The sequence below is a fragment of the Aeromonas salmonicida subsp. salmonicida genome (assembly GCF_001643305.1).
Classification (GTDB): domain Bacteria; phylum Pseudomonadota; class Gammaproteobacteria; order Enterobacterales; family Aeromonadaceae; genus Aeromonas; species Aeromonas salmonicida.
Map to the genome: position 1 here is coordinate 26,619 of NZ_LSGW01000093.1, position 14,211 is coordinate 40,829.

The window sequence follows — 14,211 nt, forward strand, 5'->3', positions numbered from 1 at the left end:
TAACGGGAAGCCCTCAATGAACGCCAGCACCGACAAGATACTGTTTCTGCTCAAGAGTCACGGCCCCCAGAGCGCAGCCGCGCTGGGGGAGCAGTTGCAGATGACCTCCATGGGCGCCCGCCAGCATCTGATCGCGCTGGAATCCGACGGCTGGGTGGGTTTTAGCGATGAAACGCGCGGCCGTGGCCGCCCCGTGCGCCTGTGGCATCTGACCGAACAGGCCTGGCAGCGCTTCCCCGATACCCACAGCGAACTGACCTTGCAGCTTATCGACAATATCCAGCAGCTGTTTGGCGAGGTGGGCATGGAGCGACTGATCCAGCAGCGTGAGCAGCAACAGCTGGGCCGTTATCAGGCACAGCTGACCCAGCCTACGCTGGCAGACAGGCTGGCCACGTTGAAAGAGCAGCGCACGCGAGAGGGCTATATGGCAGATATGCGCCAGGAGGAGGACGGCAGCTGGTTGCTATGGGAGAGCCACTGCCCCATCTGCGCCGCGGCGCGGGCCTGTCGGGGCTTTTGTCGCAGCGAGCTGGAGATGTTTCGCCAGTTGCTGGCACCGGCCAGGGTGGAGCGGGAACAATACCTGCTGGACGGGGATCACCGCTGCCTCTACCGCATCACGCCGCCGACCCCGTGATCGCCGAATGCCAGAAACAACAAAGCAGGCGCCGGGATGCCTGCTTTGTTGCCTTCGGGGAGGAGGTGCTCTCGTTCCAGCCCGTCGTTTCCCGATAAGGTCGGACGGCTGATGGGGTGTGTGACCCGGTAAGGTCCTTCACCACAGAGACCGGGTTGGGTATCTGTCTTGCCACCGGAAGATGCAACCATAGTATCCCTCCCGGTGCGGTGAGTGGTTGCGAAGTAGCATGCATTTTCAGTTGTTTTTGCAATAGTTCACCCTTAATCTAGGAAAAGTGAATTAATAATTGCAACGAGGAACGGAGAATGCTGAAACTTGATCGCATAGACAGGCATATTCTGGAGTTGATGCAGGAGAATGGCCGCATCAGCAACCTGGAGCTGGCCGAGCTGGTCGGGCTCTCCCCCTCCCCCTGCTCCCGCCGGGTCAAGGCGCTGGAGGATGCCGGTCTCATCGATACCCACGTCACCCTGCTCAACGCCCGCCAGCTGGGACTCACCCTCACCGCTTATATCCATATCTCCATGGACAGACACACGCCGGAACGGTTCGAGAACTTCGACAAGGCCATCAAGGAGCTGCCCGAAGTGCTGGAGTGCGACCTCATCACGGGCAACGATGCCGACTATCAGCTCAAGGTAGTGGTGCGGGACATGGAGCACTACCAGCACTTCCTGCTGGACAAGCTGACCCACATACCGGGCGTGACCGGCGTCCGTTCCAGCTTCGTGCTGCGCCGCATCAAGCACAAGACGGCACTGCCGCTGAACCATCTGGGGTAAGGGATCAGCATGCTGCCATGTGTCCACCTCGACACGCGAGGTGAGGCGGATTGGAGCATGAGAGACCCCTGACGAAGAGAGGAGGCCCCGGGGCCTCCTCTCTTTATTGATTGCTATCTATTGGCACTCGCTCATGTAGCGACCCAGTGCCCTGATACGGAGTCTGATCAGACCGCGACCTGGCTGACATCCTGCACCTGCAGCAGCCAACCAGCCTGCTCCTGCTGGGGTTCACCGCTCACCCGCAATCGCTCACCGGTCGGTATCCACTGCCCCTCGGGCAGGGAGACCAGCAGACTCTCGCTGCCATTGTCGAACAGCCAGCGATCTTCCCCCAGCGACTCGATCAGATAACCTTCCATCTCCACTCTGGACTCGGCTTGCCAGGAAGGCGCAACGGAATCACGGCTCTCGATGAAATCCCCCTGAACACCAAAACTGGCTAGCCCCCACAGAATGGAGAGCCCGACCAAAGATGTTTGCATCTTGTCTCTCCTCTTTTGGAACTGTGGAGCCAGTATGGGAAGAGAAGCGTGAGCACACCATGAACAAGGTGGCAAAGTGCAGGCGAGATCGCGAAAAAAACCGGCCAATGGGCCGGTTGTGTCATTTTATGGCGCCGAGATCACACTATTTGGCGGCTTCCTCTGCCATCCGGGCCGCTCTTGGCTTATTCGTCCACATGGCAACGCCTCTATGATCTGCGCAGATCCCCTCTTCGATCACGGCACGTACCCGGGTGCCATCCTTGCAGATGGCCTGCCAGGCATCGGCATCATCGATCGCCATCGAAGGAGAGCGAGAACCTGTGCTGCAGGCGCTCAGCAACAGGGCAAACAGGGGCAACAGTATTTTCATGGGGTGGATCCTCAGCTGTATGGGTCGGCCGAACTCAGCGCCCCAGCTGCGCCGAAATGCGATCGCAGAGCTGCTTGAGCTGGGCCAGTTCAGCATCGGCCAGATCCACCTGATTGCGCAAGTTGTCTGCCAGGCAACACGCTTTGACCTCCCGTTGCAGCTGGCGCCCCGCTTCGGTCAGGCAGATGCATTTTTGCCGCTCGTCCTCGCTGGAGACGGTGCGGGTCAGCCAACCCTTGCTCTCCAGCCGCTTGACGATGGGGGTCAGAGTGCCCGCATCCAGCCCAGTCTCCTGACCAATCTCCTTGAGGCTGACCTCATCCCGCGCCCACAGCGACAACATCACCAGATACTGGGTATAGGTCAGGTCCAATTTGTCCAGCAGCGGCCGATAGGCGCGCATCACGGCGTTGGAGGCGCTGTAGAGGGCAAAACAGACCTGCTTTTTCAATTCACTCATGGGGGCACCTCATTGGCAAGTGGGGCCAGTATACCCCAGCAAGGTGGAGGGAAAAATGATTTGCACACAAAACAAATCAGAGCACCCGACGTGAAAACACTCTATCGCACACAGGCCATCGCCCAGGCAGGCCGCAACGGCGAAGTTCACACCCTGGACAACAGCCTGCAACTGGCACTGGCCCTGCCAACCGCCCTCGGCGGCAACGGCAAGGGCAACAATCCGGAGCAACTGCTGGCCGCTGGCTACGCCGCCTGTTTCTCCAACGCCCTGATCCACGTGGCCCAGAAACTCGGCGCACCCATCACCAGCGCGCCGGTCACGGCCAGCGTCGAGTTGCTGGCACTGGCCGATGGCCGCTTCAACTTTGCCATCACGCTGGACGTGGCGCTCGCCGCAGCGCAGCCTGAACAGATGGCGCAGGCCGAGCAGCTAGTGCGGCTGGCCCACCAGACCTGCCCCTTCTCAAATGCCATTCGGGGCAATGTCGTCACCCGCCTGCGGCTAAACGATATCGAACTGGAGGAAAAACAATGAGTCTGCTCAGTCATCAAATCCAGCTGCTGCGCCGCCCGGTCGGTATGCCCAGTCAGGACGATTTCATCCAGGCCGAGGTCGCGCTGCCCGAGTTACAGGAAGGGGAAGTGCTGGTCGCCAACCAATGGCTGTCAGTGGACCCCTACATGCACGGTCGCATGACAGAGGCCAAGAGCTATGTACCGCCCTTTGCCCTGCACAGTGCGCTCGATGGCGGTGCCATCGGTACTGTGCAGGACTCGCGCCATCCCGACTTTGCTGTTGGTGATCGGGTGAGCAGCATGCTGGGCTGGCGCGATAGCCTGGTCGCCAAGGCCGAACAGCTGACTCGCCTGCCCGACACAACACTGCCAGCCCAGTTATTCTTGGGAGCCCTCGGCATGCCGGGCATGACCGCCTGGGTCGGGCTCAACCGCATCGCCAAGCTGCAAGCCGGCGAAACCGTGCTGGTGTCGGCGGCCTCCGGCGCGGTCGGATCCATGGTGGTGCAACTCGCCAAGCGGGCGGGGGCCAGAGTGATCGGTTCCACCGGCTCGGCCGACAAGGTCGCCTACCTCAAGACGCTGGGGGCTGACGAGGTGATCAACTACCGTGAAACCCCGGATCTCGATGCCGAGCTGACGCGACTCGCCCCGGAAGGCATCAAGGTCTACTTCGAGAACGTGGGCGGCGCCATGCTGGATGCAGCTCTCAACAACATGGCGGTACACGGTCGCATAGTGCTGTGTGGCCTCATTGAGCAGTACAACAGCAAGGGCGAGGCGAGCGGCCCGCGCAACCTCTCTCAGGTGATCCGCAAACGCCTCACCATGCAGGGGCTTATCGTGTCTGATCACTGGCAGCACTACGGCGAGTTTCTGGCCGAGGTGATCCCGGCATTCGAGGCCGGTGCACTGCAAGCCGAGGAGACCATCTATCAGGGGCTGGCCAGCATGCCGCAGGCCTTTATCGGTCTGTTCGAAGGACGCAATACTGGCAAGATGCTGGTCAAGCTGGACTAAGTCACCGGACTGGACCATCACACAGCCAGCAACTTGCATGACGGGCCCAACCGACCTAAGGTGGGCCCGTTTTTATGGTGCAATCCCGTTTCGACAAGGAGCCTCGCATATGTCCACTCTCTACCCCCACGTCGGTGGTCGATGACAGTGTTATCTTGACCAACCCGTTTGTCCCACCTAATCACGCAAGGAGCCTCGTATATGTCTACTCTCTACCCCCGCGTCGGTGTCGGCGTTATCCTGACCAACAGTCAGGGCCAGGTGCTGCTTGGCAAGCGCAAGGGCAGCCATGCCCCCTACTGGTCCATCGCAGGCGGCCATCTGGAACTGGGGGAGAGCTTCGAGTCAGCGGCGATCCGGGAAGTGGCGGAGGAGACCGGCTTTGTCATCACGGCGCCCAACGTCATCGCCGTCACCAACAACCTGGAGACCTGGCGCGAGAGCGGGTTGCACTACATCTCCGTCACCCTGCTGGCCCGGGTGGAAGGCGAGCCGCAACTGCTGGAGCCGGAAAAATGCGAGGGCTGGATATGGTGTGATCCCCGCAACCTGCCAGAGCCCCACTTCGATGCCAGTCGCCAATCGATAGCCTGCTGGCTTGCCGGTCGTTGCTATCTGCCACAACCAGGCCAGCCGACAGAGTGACCATGGCCTGCCATCAGCCCCCTGATTTGTCATAAAAAAGTCACTACTTTGTCATATCATCCCAACCGGCTCGACAAGGACAACAAGGGAGTGATGACATGGGGCAGGTATTCATTCAATTTCTATGGCTGGGCTGTGTCAGCTTCGGTGGGCCCGCCGCCCATATCGGCTATTTCCAGCGCACCTTCGTCGAGCGACTGGGCTGGCTGAGTCAGGCCGAGTTTGCCCAGCTGCTGGCCCTGTGCCAATTGCTGCCGGGCCCCGCGTCCAGCCAGCTCGGCTTTGCCATCGGGCGCCACCGGGCCGGCCTGACGGGGGCGCTGGCCGCCTTTGTCGGCTTTACCCTGCCCTCTTTCCTGCTGTTGCTGGCCGCTGCCATCGGTCTGGGGCAGCTGACCGCCAATGTATGGCTGGAAGCCGCCCTGCACGGCCTCAAGCTGTTGGCACTGGTGGTGGTGGCGGATGCGGTGCTCACCATGATCCGACAGTTCTGCAAGACACAGTTGCAACAAGGCGTCATGGTGGCCACCGCCGCAGTACTCTGGTGGCAACCTGGGCTCTTGACCCAGCTAGGCCTCTTGCTCGGCGCCGCCCTGCTCTGTGCCCGGTTCAGTGCGCAGCAACCGGCAACGCCGATCTCATCGCAGCCTCACCCCCCTGTTGCCCACCCGCCCCACTGGCCTGCCTTGATCCTGTTTGCGCTGCTGTTTATCGGCCTGCCACTGCTGGCTCACGGCTCCGTCAGCAGCCTTGTCGCCGATTTCTATCAGGCGGGCAGCCTGGTATTCGGTGGCGGCCACGTGGTGCTGCCCCTGTTGCAGGAGAGCGTGGGCCATACCCTCACTCAACAACAGTTCCTGACCGGCTACAGTCTGGCCCAGCTGGTGCCCGGCCCCATGTTCACGCTGGCAAGCTACCTTGGTGCCCAGTTGCTGCCAGCGACACCACTGCTTGGCGCCCTGCTGGCAACCCTAGCGCTGTTCCTGCCGGGCTTTCTGCTGCTGTGGGCCCTGGGACCAAGCTGGCAGAGCTGGCTGGCCCGCCCCCGGCTGGCAGGTGCAGTGACAGGGATCAATGCCGCCGTGGTGGGGCTGCTGCTGGCCGCCCTCTACCAGCCGGTATGGCTGGGCGCCGTGCAGGCCCCTAGCGATCTCGCACTCGCCGCCATCGGCTTCTATCTGTTGCGCGTCTTGAAGCTGCCCATTCTGGCCCTTGCGGGACTGCTGGTCGGCGCCGCCATGCTGCTGGCCTGATGCCGCGATTTGAGTAAACTGGAAGGCCCCGTCAGGGGCCTTTCTTATTCATGTGACGGCAAGGAGCCAGGATGCAACAGCCACAAGATCACTCCCAACTGGAGATAAGCGACGACAAGGGGCGGCTAGACGTGCCGCTGATCCACCGATTTTTGTCCGAGGAGGCCTACTGGTGCCTCGGCATTCCACAGGCAACGGTACAGAGAGCTATCAACCACTCCCTCTGTTTCGGTGGCTACGTGGCAGGCCAGCAGGTGGCCTTCGCCCGGGTCATCACGGACAGGGCCACCTTCGGCTATCTGGCGGATGTATTCGTGCTGCCCGCTCATCGCGGCCGGGGCCACAGCAAGGCGCTGGTGGCGGCCATCCTGGCTCACCCGCAATTGCAGGGACTGCGGCGCCTCTCCCTCGCTACCTCCGATGCCCACGGTCTCTATGCCGGTTTTGGCTTCGAGCCGCCGCGCAAACCGGCCAGCCTGATGGAAAAGTACGATCCCGAGATTTATCTGCGCCCTTGAGTTCTGTCACGCAGGCAGCACGTGGCGCTCGTCGGTTTATGCAGCACGCCCCAGCGCTGTGGCGCAGGGGCGTGACAGTGCCTGATGAGGGTGTCCGCGACTTGATTGTCCTTGGGGCAGGTCACTGAACCCCCTGGTCTAATTGACCTCTGTCGTACTGTGCCGAGCCGCGCGACAGTGCTAGATTGGCTGCCAGCGTTTTCATTCACTCTGCAGACCCGTTAACCACAAGGACGGCAACCGTGGCCCAGCATTTTTCTTCTCTCTCTTCTCCCTCCGCTCTTCCGCCCTTGCTGCAGGATCAGGCCGAGCGCCAGTGGCAACGGCTGATCGAGCTGGCGCCCGATTATGGCGCCCTGCCCGATGCGATTCGCCAGCTCCTGCTGACCCTGCTTGGCCTCTCCGATTTTGTCTCCGATTCGTTCATCAAGCAGCCCGAACTGGTGACGCAGATCCTCGCCTCGGGGGATCTCGAGCGGTCCGAACGCTGGCCCGCCTACCAGCGCGATCTGACCGCTCTGCTCGCCGAGGTGGATGATGAAGAGGCGCTCAAGCGCACCCTGCGCCAGTTCAGACGCAGCCGCATGCTGGTGATCGCCTGGCGCGAGCTGCTGGGACACGCGGCGGTGGAAGAGAGCTTTATCCATCTCACCAAACTGGCAGATGCCCTCATCTGCTCCGCCCGCGACTGGCTCTACGAGAGGCAATGCAACGAGCTGGGCACCCCCATGGACGGGGATGGCAACCCGCAGCCACTGCTGATCCTCGGCATGGGCAAGCTCGGCGGCGGCGAGCTGAATTTTTCTTCGGATATCGATCTTATCTTCACCTTCCCCGAGAACGGCTACACGGTCGGCGGACGGCGCGAACTCGCCAACCAGCCCTTCTTCATCAAGCTGGGGCAGCGGCTGATCAATGCCCTCCACCAGCCCACCCAGGATGGTCAGGTATTCCGGGTCGATATGCGGCTGCGCCCCTTCGGCGATGCGGGCCCGCTCGCCATCTCCTTTGCCGCCATGGAGGATTATTACCAGCACCACGGCCGCAACTGGGAGCGCTACGCCATGGTCAAGGCGCGGGTGCTGGGGCCCCAGTGCGAGCACGCGGTCGCGCTTGCCGAAATGCTGCGCCCCTTCGTGTTTCGCCGCTACATCGATTTCGGCGTCATCGACGGCCTGCGCCAGATGAAGGCGATGATCGCCGCCGAGGTGCGCCGCAAAGGGCTGGAGGGCAACATCAAGCTGGGGGCAGGCGGCATTCGCGAGGTGGAGTTTATCGCCCAGGCGCTGCAGCTTATTCGCGGCGGTCGCGAGCCTGCGCTGCGGGTGCGCCACCTGCCCGAGGCGCTGGCCGCCATCGCCCAGTGCGGCGCCCTCGAGGCAGAGCATTGCGACCGCTTGCTGGTGGCGTACCGCTTCCTGCGTCGGGTCGAAAACATCCTGCAGGAGATAGGCGATCAGCAGACCCAAACCCTGCCCACCGAGGAGCGGGAGCGGTTGCGGCTGCTCACCGCCCTCGGCTTTGCCGACTGGGGCGCCTTTATGGCCCATCTGGATGAGGAGATGGCCGCCGTTCATCAGGAGTTCGCCGCCGTGGTAGGCGAAGAGAAAGAGGCCCCCGCCCATCTGGAACAACTCTGGCTCGATCTCTGGCGCACCGAGCTCGATGCTGCTGAGCTGGAGACATTGCTCGTCGCTCAGGGCGTCGACGACCCAGTTCCGCTCTGCACCGCCCTGCTGCGCTTCAAGGAAGAGTACAAGCGCCGCCAGGTGGGCCCGCAGGGGCGCATCGCCCTGGACTGGCTGATGCCTGAGTTGCTGCGACTGGTGGTGGCAAGCCGTGAGCCTGCCCGCCTGTTCGAGCGAGTGTGCGAGCTGCTGACCCGCATCTTCACCCGCAGCGCCTATCTGCAGCTGCTGGCGGAGAACCCCGCCGCCCTGCGCCAGCTGGTACGGCTGTGCGATGCCAGCCATCTGGTGAGCGAGCAGCTAGCCCGCTACCCCATACTGCTGGACGAGCTGCTGGATCCCCAGCACCTCTACCACCCGACCCCGCTGGATCAGTACAAGCCCCAGCTGCGCCAGTTCCTGCTGCGCATCCCCGAAGAGGACGTCGAGCAGCAGATGGAGGCGCTGCGCCAGTTCAAGCAGGTGCAGCTCTTGCGCATAGTGGCGGCCGACATCGCCGGCGCCCTGCCGCTGATGAAGGTGAGCGACCACCTCACCTGGCTGGCGGAGGCAATCACCGAAGAAGTGGTCAATCAGGCCTGGACCCAGATGAGCGAACGCTACGGAGTGCCGCCCGAAGTGACTGTGACCGGCCAGCGCGGTTTCGCCGTGGTGGCCTATGGCAAGCTGGGCGGTATAGAACTGGGCTACGGCTCGGATCTCGATCTGGTATTCCTGCACGGCGGCGATCCCAACAGCTACACAGACGGTCGCAAACCCATCGACAGCCGCCAGTTCTACCTGCGCCTGGCCCAGCGGATCCTGCACCTGTTCAGCACCCGCACTCCGTCAGGCATCCTCTATGACATCGACATGCGACTGCGTCCCTCAGGCGACTCGGGCCTGCTGGTCTCGTCGCTGACCGCCTATGAGCAGTATCAGCGCAGCGAGGCCTGGACCTGGGAGCATCAGGCACTGGTGCGGGCCCGCCCCATCTACGGCGATGAGACCGTCATCGCCGAGTTTGGGAGGATCCGCCGCGCCGTGCTGGCCAAGGAGCGAGACCTCGCCATCCTCGCAAAAGAAGTGCGCGAGATGCGCCACAAGATGCGGGATCACCTGCTCAAGGCCGGTGAGGGGGAGTTCGATCTCAAGCAATCCCCCGGCGGCATGGTGGATATCGAGTTCATCGCCCAGTATCTGGTGCTGGCTCACGCCAACGGCGAACCCGAGGCCCTGACCCGCTGGTCCGATAACGTGCGTATCTTCGATGAGTGCGTGATGGCGGGAGTGCTCACCCTGGAGCAGGCGGAAGGGCTGAAACACGCCTATCTGGAGATCCGCAACCTCGGCCATCGCCTCAATCTCTCGGAGATCTCCCGCAAGGTGGGTGACGACCAGTTGCTGACCGAACGAGGCCATGTGCTGGCGGTCTGGCAACTGCTGTTGGGGGAGTGACGCAAGGCTTGGCCGGAGCAATGAAAAGGGGCGCTTCAGCGCCCCTTTTACTTTCCGGAATGGTCGGTGGCATCTGGCCCTATCGCCCTGCGGCCAGCTCGATAAAAGTCGGCAGCATAAGCGGTATCTCTTCAGAAGCGCACACAGGCCAATAGACGGAATCATGATTCCGTCCCTGAGAGACTATACCTGCCTCTCAGGCATATTCTGGAGGCCATTGCCCGGAATCGGGCGTCAAACCAGCAAGATCTCGATACCCTGTCGTTCCAGTGTCTGACGGTCCGCATCGCTAATTCCGGGGTCGGTAATGATGATGTCTATCTTGTCGATCGGCACGACCACGTTGGGGGTTCGCTGGCCAAATTTGCAGGAGTCGGTCACCACTATGATCTTTTTCGCTGACTGGCACATGGCCTGACTCACCTGATATGCCTCGTTGAAGGTGGTGATCCCCTGTTCAACATCAAAACCATCGGCACCGATAAAGAGTTTGTCGAAGGTGAAGTCCCGAAAAGCCTGCTCGGCCGACTTGCCATGAAAGGAAGCGGAGCGCTTGCGATAGGTGCCGCCAGGCATCAGCAATGTCAGGGAACTCTCAAGGGCCGCCGCTTCATTCATGATGTGCAGGCTGTTGGTCATCAGCTTGAGCCCGACATGTTCAGCCAGCCAGGGCACCATCTGCAAGGTGGTACTGCCACTGTCAAGCACGATGGACTCACCATTTTGCACAAGGCTGGCAGCCTTGGCCCCGATACGCTGCTTGATGTTCAAGTTGAGCGTGGTTTTCTCGTCCATGGTACGGTCTTCCAGAGCGGCACCATTGAATGCCTCCGCCCCGCCATACCGCCTCATCACCAGCTGTGCCTGCTCCAGAAAGCGAAGATCGCTACGAACTGTGGCTCCTGTGATGTTGAAATAGTCAGCCAGTTCCTTCACAGACGTTCTGCCATTTTCACGTAGATAACGAACCAGCATATCGCGTCGAGTTTCTATAGACATTCAGGATTCTCACAGTGATTAAAAGTCTGACCAGTTCAGGAATCTACCTCCATTTTTTTCAAAATGAAAACAAATGTACAGGAAAAACGTCACTTAGTTGATAAAGCGCACGCTATCGCCTCCCGAATGGAGGGAGATAACCCAGTCACATCCTGCTCACTCAGGGGCAAACTGGCGTGCAATAACGCGGTTAGTGGCTTGGGGCGTGTAAAGGTGCTGATCCCTTTCATCAGGCGAGCATCAAGGATCACGCCTTCTGCATCATGGACGAGTACCACCAGGGTGCGTGGCCGCCAACGGGAAGCTGTTCGGCCTATCCTGACCACTCCCTTTCGGCTCAGCTCCTGCAACATACGGTTGAAAGATTTTAATTGGAAAAATCCCAAGACCATTTGCAAAATCCATGCAGTCAATGCAACAAAAATCAAGGCATTTACCGTATCCATTAGTTACCTCACTGACGAAAATAAAGTGAAACGGCAGTGCCTCATGCACTGCCGAAATATCTGGTGACAAGCCATGATGGACTTAAAACATGACCTGACCACCAGTAATATTGATGGACTGGCCAGTACAGTAGGAAGCATTGTCGCTGGCATAGAATTTCAATACATTGAGTACATCTTGAAAGTCACAGCCACGTTTGAGGGGAACTTTGTCGATATAAGCCTGTTCCACTTGATCCTCTGGAATGCCGAGCTTTACCGCATACTGGGGTTTTAGCGATTGGAACATGGGACTCTTGAGCAAATTTCCCAACATCAGTGAATGCACTGTGATGTTGTGCTCTGCCAGATCCAGAGCCAGAGATTGCGTCAGCCCTATACCACCAAACTTTGCAGCTGAATAAGCCGAGTTATGCTTGGAACCCACTTTGCCAGATTTGGAGTTTATCTGGATGATACGACCACCGTGAGACTCCCGTATCATGATCCGCGCCACTTCTTTTGCACAAAGGAAATAACCTGTCAGGTTGATATCCAGTGAGCGATGCCAATCAGCGAGAGGAAAGCTGTCGATCTTGGCGGCGGTAGCCGTTCCCGCATTGTATACCAGCAGATCGATACGACCGAAGCGCTCATCAATGGTGTTTACCATACGGATGACATCTTCTTCCTGAATGGCATTGGCCTGAATCGACATGACATTTTCTGCACCATGGTCATGAGCCACTTCATCCGCTGTTTTCCGGGCAGCCTCGCCATCCAGATCGGCGACGACCACACGATAGCCATCATCAGCCAACCCTTTGGCCAGAAAAGCTCCCAGGCTTTTACCGCTACCAACTATCAGCGCTACTTTAGACATGTTATTCTCCCAAGGTTGTATCTCACCCTCCTCTACATCAGAGCGACCAAACTCAATAATGTGTAGAGGGGGTGTGAGTTTTCAGTGATTCGATGTAAATATGATTTCTGTGCCAATCTCCAGAGCCTTTGGGCATGTGCCATTGACATGGACAGTCCCCGGATATTCAGATTCTGAAGCGCCATCAAATCGAATGGTAATATGACCCAATGCATCAAGGTTGTGGCTTACTACACAGCCAACCGCCGTAATCGGATAGCTGATTGCGCCTAATAAAAATTGTCCACCTACCAGAATTTCACCATTCAACTCGGCATCTGGATGAATGAAACAATAGTCAGCGACATCCTTTGGTGCATTATCATTGAAGATAATCATCATATTTTCATTGAGTGATTCTGTTGCGAATTCCCCAATTTGAGTTACTTGCGTCCGATAGAGCATCGTCTATGTCCTTCTCTACAAGCGTGATTACTGATAAATGAAAAATGAAATAAACCAGGCAAGAGCAACCGTAGGTGCTCCCGTTAGAAAACGGGAATAAAGTACCGATGGGACACCTACCTGTACCGTGTCTGGTTTTGCCTCTGCCAGGCTCAACCCAACCGGTATGAAGTCACAAGCAGCCTGGGCGTTGATAGCAAACAGAGCGGGCAATGCCAGATGAGGCGGTATGTTACCCAAACCAATCTGGGTTCCTACCAAGACACCAATGACTTGTGCAATAACGGCCCCTGGCCCAAGAAAGGGAGAGAGGAACGGAAAAGAGCAAATAAGTGCCAGTATGATTAGACCAACCGGATTCTGCGCTAGCGGAATAAGTGCATGCGCTATCACATCACCGATTCCAGAAGCCAGTATCACCCCAATCAACATTGATACAAATGCCATGAAGGGAATAATGGAGTTGATGACAGTGTTGATGGTTTCCCGACCAGCCTGAAAGAAGGTTGCCATGACCCCACCCATGCCAATCCCTATTTTTGCAAGCAAGCTGTCACTTTGCTCACTCAGTTTTTTGCTACTGTCATATTGAGGTTTGTCTGCATTCTGAACCAAGGTCTGTGGGGCTGCCTCTGTAGACACATCCCCGCTGGCATTTTGCAACCTGATATTATCAGGCGTGACTCCGGAAACATAAATATCCTCAACGATAAACTGTGCCATTGGCCCGCTTTTACCGGTTGAATGAATATTCACAGTAGGAATTTTCTTTTTAGGATAGAGACCACAACGCAGCGTACCACCACAATCGATGATGACGACTGCGATCTCTTCCTCGGGTACAGAAGACTTGCAGCCATCCACTGCCTCCATACCGGACAACTCTACCATTCTGTCAACAATATCGGGGCGGGTACCTGCCGTTATATACAGAATTTTATTGCCAGGCTTGATCGGCACAATCAGTGGACCACCCCAACCCGAAGCGCCTTTTGTTATATAGAGTACATTATCCATGATGAAACTCCTGAGTGAACTTAAGCAGTGACTTTAATATTGACTTCGCCACTAAGATAAATCCCTTGCTGACGCTCAACAAATGCCGTCGTCAAATCTGTTACCCAGCCGCGGAAGAAATTACTTATCATGCCAACCAATAAATAACTCATGGCCAAAGGTGCCAATGGTAAACCAAGCTGAGTCAGCCCACTTGCGATACCCAGATAAACGAACAGCTCACCAGGATTAACATGAGGAAATAGACCATTCATCGAATGGCAACTGTAGGAGGCTGCTGCATAATAAGATGGCTTATATCGTTCAGGCAGAAAACGCCCCAAACTGAGGGTCATCGGGTTCATAAAAACAAATGTACCAATGACCGGCAGTATCAAATATCTGGAAATGGGATTGCCAGCGCTTTTTGCGGCCAAGCGCTCCACCCGCTCCTGACCAATGAATGCAATCAAGGCATTCATTGCGATCATCAGGGATATGAGCAAGGGAAGAATGCCAGTCATCATGCCGACAAATACCTCACCTCCTTTATGGAACAGTCCAATGAACCATTCCGCTGCATGAATAATGATATCCATGGTGTAGTCCTCAAGTAACTCCAGTGGTTGATAAGGGCACACA

General features: G+C 58.2%; 17 protein-coding genes. 8 read left to right on the top strand and 9 right to left on the bottom strand.

What is annotated here, in order from left to right:
* Window positions 1-16 precede the first annotated feature (16 nt).
* Together AXW79_RS17345 and AXW79_RS17350 are read left to right on the top strand one after the other, a co-directional pair.
* Entirely contained in the window at window positions 17-640 is a 624-nt protein-coding gene (locus tag AXW79_RS17345; RefSeq protein ID WP_005318667.1) for a helix-turn-helix transcriptional regulator, read from the top strand.
* A 308-nt stretch (window positions 641-948) separates the two neighbouring features.
* Window positions 949-1,425, top strand: coding sequence for an Lrp/AsnC family transcriptional regulator (locus AXW79_RS17350; protein ID WP_005318665.1), 477 nt, complete (start codon window positions 949-951; stop codon window positions 1,423-1,425).
* Between the two features lie 167 nt (window positions 1,426-1,592).
* Here AXW79_RS17350 and AXW79_RS17355 read toward each other — a convergent pair whose 3' ends face one another.
* From AXW79_RS17355 to AXW79_RS17365, 3 genes are all read right to left on the bottom strand, one after another.
* Window positions 1,593-1,910, bottom strand: a complete 318-nt coding sequence (locus AXW79_RS17355) for a hypothetical protein (protein WP_005318663.1) — start codon at window positions 1,908-1,910, stop codon at window positions 1,593-1,595.
* Window positions 1,911-2,055: 145 nt separating this feature from the next.
* A complete protein-coding gene (locus AXW79_RS17360; RefSeq protein ID WP_005318662.1) occupies window positions 2,056-2,283 on the bottom strand; it encodes a hypothetical protein in 228 nt (75 codons plus the stop codon).
* Window positions 2,284-2,317: 34 nt separating this feature from the next.
* Entirely contained in the window at window positions 2,318-2,743 is a 426-nt protein-coding gene (locus tag AXW79_RS17365) for a MarR family winged helix-turn-helix transcriptional regulator (protein ID WP_005318661.1), read from the bottom strand.
* Window positions 2,744-2,833: 90 nt separating this feature from the next.
* Here AXW79_RS17365 and AXW79_RS17370 point away from each other — a divergent pair, with 90 nt between their 5' ends.
* The 6 genes from AXW79_RS17370 to glnE all read left to right on the top strand — a co-directional run bounded on the left by AXW79_RS17370 (window position 2,834) and on the right by glnE (window position 9,822).
* A complete protein-coding gene (locus AXW79_RS17370) occupies window positions 2,834-3,280 on the top strand; it encodes an organic hydroperoxide resistance protein (RefSeq protein WP_005318659.1) in 447 nt (148 codons plus the stop codon).
* Window positions 3,277-4,281, top strand: a complete 1,005-nt coding sequence (locus AXW79_RS17375) for an NADP-dependent oxidoreductase (RefSeq protein WP_005318657.1) — start codon at window positions 3,277-3,279, stop codon at window positions 4,279-4,281. Before AXW79_RS17370 ends, AXW79_RS17375 begins: the two co-directional genes overlap by 4 nt.
* 201 nt (window positions 4,282-4,482) lie before the next feature.
* Entirely contained in the window at window positions 4,483-4,926 is a 444-nt protein-coding gene (locus tag AXW79_RS17380) for a nucleotide triphosphate diphosphatase NUDT15 (protein ID WP_005318655.1), read from the top strand.
* Window positions 4,927-5,024: 98 nt separating this feature from the next.
* Window positions 5,025-6,179: a chromate efflux transporter gene (gene chrA / locus AXW79_RS17385; protein WP_005318653.1), complete on the top strand. Its 1,155-nt coding sequence runs from the start codon at window positions 5,025-5,027 to the stop codon at window positions 6,177-6,179.
* 71 nt (window positions 6,180-6,250) lie between these two features.
* Window positions 6,251-6,697 carry a GNAT family N-acetyltransferase gene (locus tag AXW79_RS17390; RefSeq protein ID WP_005318651.1) on the top strand — a complete coding sequence of 149 codons (447 nt, stop codon included), beginning with the start codon at window positions 6,251-6,253 and terminating at the stop codon, window positions 6,695-6,697.
* Window positions 6,698-6,939: 242 nt separating this feature from the next.
* Complete coding sequence (glnE, locus tag AXW79_RS17395) at window positions 6,940-9,822, top strand: bifunctional [glutamate--ammonia ligase]-adenylyl-L-tyrosine phosphorylase/[glutamate--ammonia-ligase] adenylyltransferase (protein WP_011899086.1); 2,883 nt, start codon at window positions 6,940-6,942, stop codon at window positions 9,820-9,822.
* A gap of 234 nt (window positions 9,823-10,056) precedes the next feature.
* Here glnE and srlR read toward each other — a convergent pair whose 3' ends face one another.
* The 6 genes from srlR to srlA all read right to left on the bottom strand — a co-directional run bounded on the left by srlR (window position 10,057) and on the right by srlA (window position 14,168).
* Window positions 10,057-10,821 carry a glucitol operon DNA-binding transcriptional repressor SrlR gene (gene srlR / locus AXW79_RS17400; protein WP_011899087.1) on the bottom strand — a complete coding sequence of 255 codons (765 nt, stop codon included), beginning with the start codon at window positions 10,819-10,821 and terminating at the stop codon, window positions 10,057-10,059.
* A gap of 89 nt (window positions 10,822-10,910) precedes the next feature.
* Window positions 10,911-11,267, bottom strand: coding sequence for a transcriptional regulator GutM (locus tag AXW79_RS17405; RefSeq protein WP_005318643.1), 357 nt, complete (start codon window positions 11,265-11,267; stop codon window positions 10,911-10,913).
* Window positions 11,268-11,349: 82 nt separating this feature from the next.
* Window positions 11,350-12,129, bottom strand: a complete 780-nt coding sequence (gene srlD / locus AXW79_RS17410; protein WP_005318641.1) for a sorbitol-6-phosphate dehydrogenase — start codon at window positions 12,127-12,129, stop codon at window positions 11,350-11,352.
* An 81-nt stretch (window positions 12,130-12,210) separates the two neighbouring features.
* Window positions 12,211-12,573 (bottom strand): PTS glucitol/sorbitol transporter subunit IIA, encoded by a 363-nt coding sequence (locus AXW79_RS17415; RefSeq protein WP_005318640.1) that lies wholly within the window; start codon window positions 12,571-12,573, stop codon window positions 12,211-12,213.
* A 27-nt stretch (window positions 12,574-12,600) separates the two neighbouring features.
* Complete coding sequence (gene srlE, locus AXW79_RS17420) at window positions 12,601-13,590, bottom strand: PTS glucitol/sorbitol transporter subunit IIB (RefSeq protein ID WP_005318637.1); 990 nt, start codon at window positions 13,588-13,590, stop codon at window positions 12,601-12,603.
* A 20-nt stretch (window positions 13,591-13,610) separates the two neighbouring features.
* Window positions 13,611-14,168 (bottom strand): PTS glucitol/sorbitol transporter subunit IIC, encoded by a 558-nt coding sequence (gene srlA / locus AXW79_RS17425; RefSeq protein WP_005318636.1) that lies wholly within the window; start codon window positions 14,166-14,168, stop codon window positions 13,611-13,613.
* Between the last annotated feature and the right edge of the window lie 43 nt (window positions 14,169-14,211).

What these genes read in the sequence shown, in the direction of transcription:
- AXW79_RS17345 (WP_005318667.1), top strand. Translation starts at nt 17, where the DNA reads ATGAACGCCAGCACCGACAAGATACTGTTTCTGCTCAAGAGTCACGGC.
- AXW79_RS17350 (WP_005318665.1), top strand. Translation starts at nt 949, where the DNA reads ATGCTGAAACTTGATCGCATAGACAGGCATATTCTGGAGTTGATGCAG.
- AXW79_RS17355 (WP_005318663.1), bottom strand. Translation starts at nt 1,910, where the DNA reads ATGCAAACATCTTTGGTCGGGCTCTCCATTCTGTGGGGGCTAGCCAGT.
- AXW79_RS17360 (WP_005318662.1), bottom strand. Translation starts at nt 2,283, where the DNA reads ATGAAAATACTGTTGCCCCTGTTTGCCCTGTTGCTGAGCGCCTGCAGC.
- AXW79_RS17365 (WP_005318661.1), bottom strand. Translation starts at nt 2,743, where the DNA reads ATGAGTGAATTGAAAAAGCAGGTCTGTTTTGCCCTCTACAGCGCCTCC.
- AXW79_RS17375 (WP_005318657.1), top strand. Translation starts at nt 3,277, where the DNA reads ATGAGTCTGCTCAGTCATCAAATCCAGCTGCTGCGCCGCCCGGTCGGT.
- AXW79_RS17380 (WP_005318655.1), top strand. Translation starts at nt 4,483, where the DNA reads ATGTCTACTCTCTACCCCCGCGTCGGTGTCGGCGTTATCCTGACCAAC.
- chrA (WP_005318653.1), top strand. Translation starts at nt 5,025, where the DNA reads ATGGGGCAGGTATTCATTCAATTTCTATGGCTGGGCTGTGTCAGCTTC.
- AXW79_RS17390 (WP_005318651.1), top strand. Translation starts at nt 6,251, where the DNA reads ATGCAACAGCCACAAGATCACTCCCAACTGGAGATAAGCGACGACAAG.
- srlR (WP_011899087.1), bottom strand. Translation starts at nt 10,821, where the DNA reads ATGTCTATAGAAACTCGACGCGATATGCTGGTTCGTTATCTACGTGAA.
- AXW79_RS17405 (WP_005318643.1), bottom strand. Translation starts at nt 11,267, where the DNA reads ATGGATACGGTAAATGCCTTGATTTTTGTTGCATTGACTGCATGGATT.
- srlD (WP_005318641.1), bottom strand. Translation starts at nt 12,129, where the DNA reads ATGTCTAAAGTAGCGCTGATAGTTGGTAGCGGTAAAAGCCTGGGAGCT.
- AXW79_RS17415 (WP_005318640.1), bottom strand. Translation starts at nt 12,573, where the DNA reads ATGCTCTATCGGACGCAAGTAACTCAAATTGGGGAATTCGCAACAGAA.
- srlE (WP_005318637.1), bottom strand. Translation starts at nt 13,590, where the DNA reads ATGGATAATGTACTCTATATAACAAAAGGCGCTTCGGGTTGGGGTGGT.
- srlA (WP_005318636.1), bottom strand. Translation starts at nt 14,168, where the DNA reads ATGGATATCATTATTCATGCAGCGGAATGGTTCATTGGACTGTTCCAT.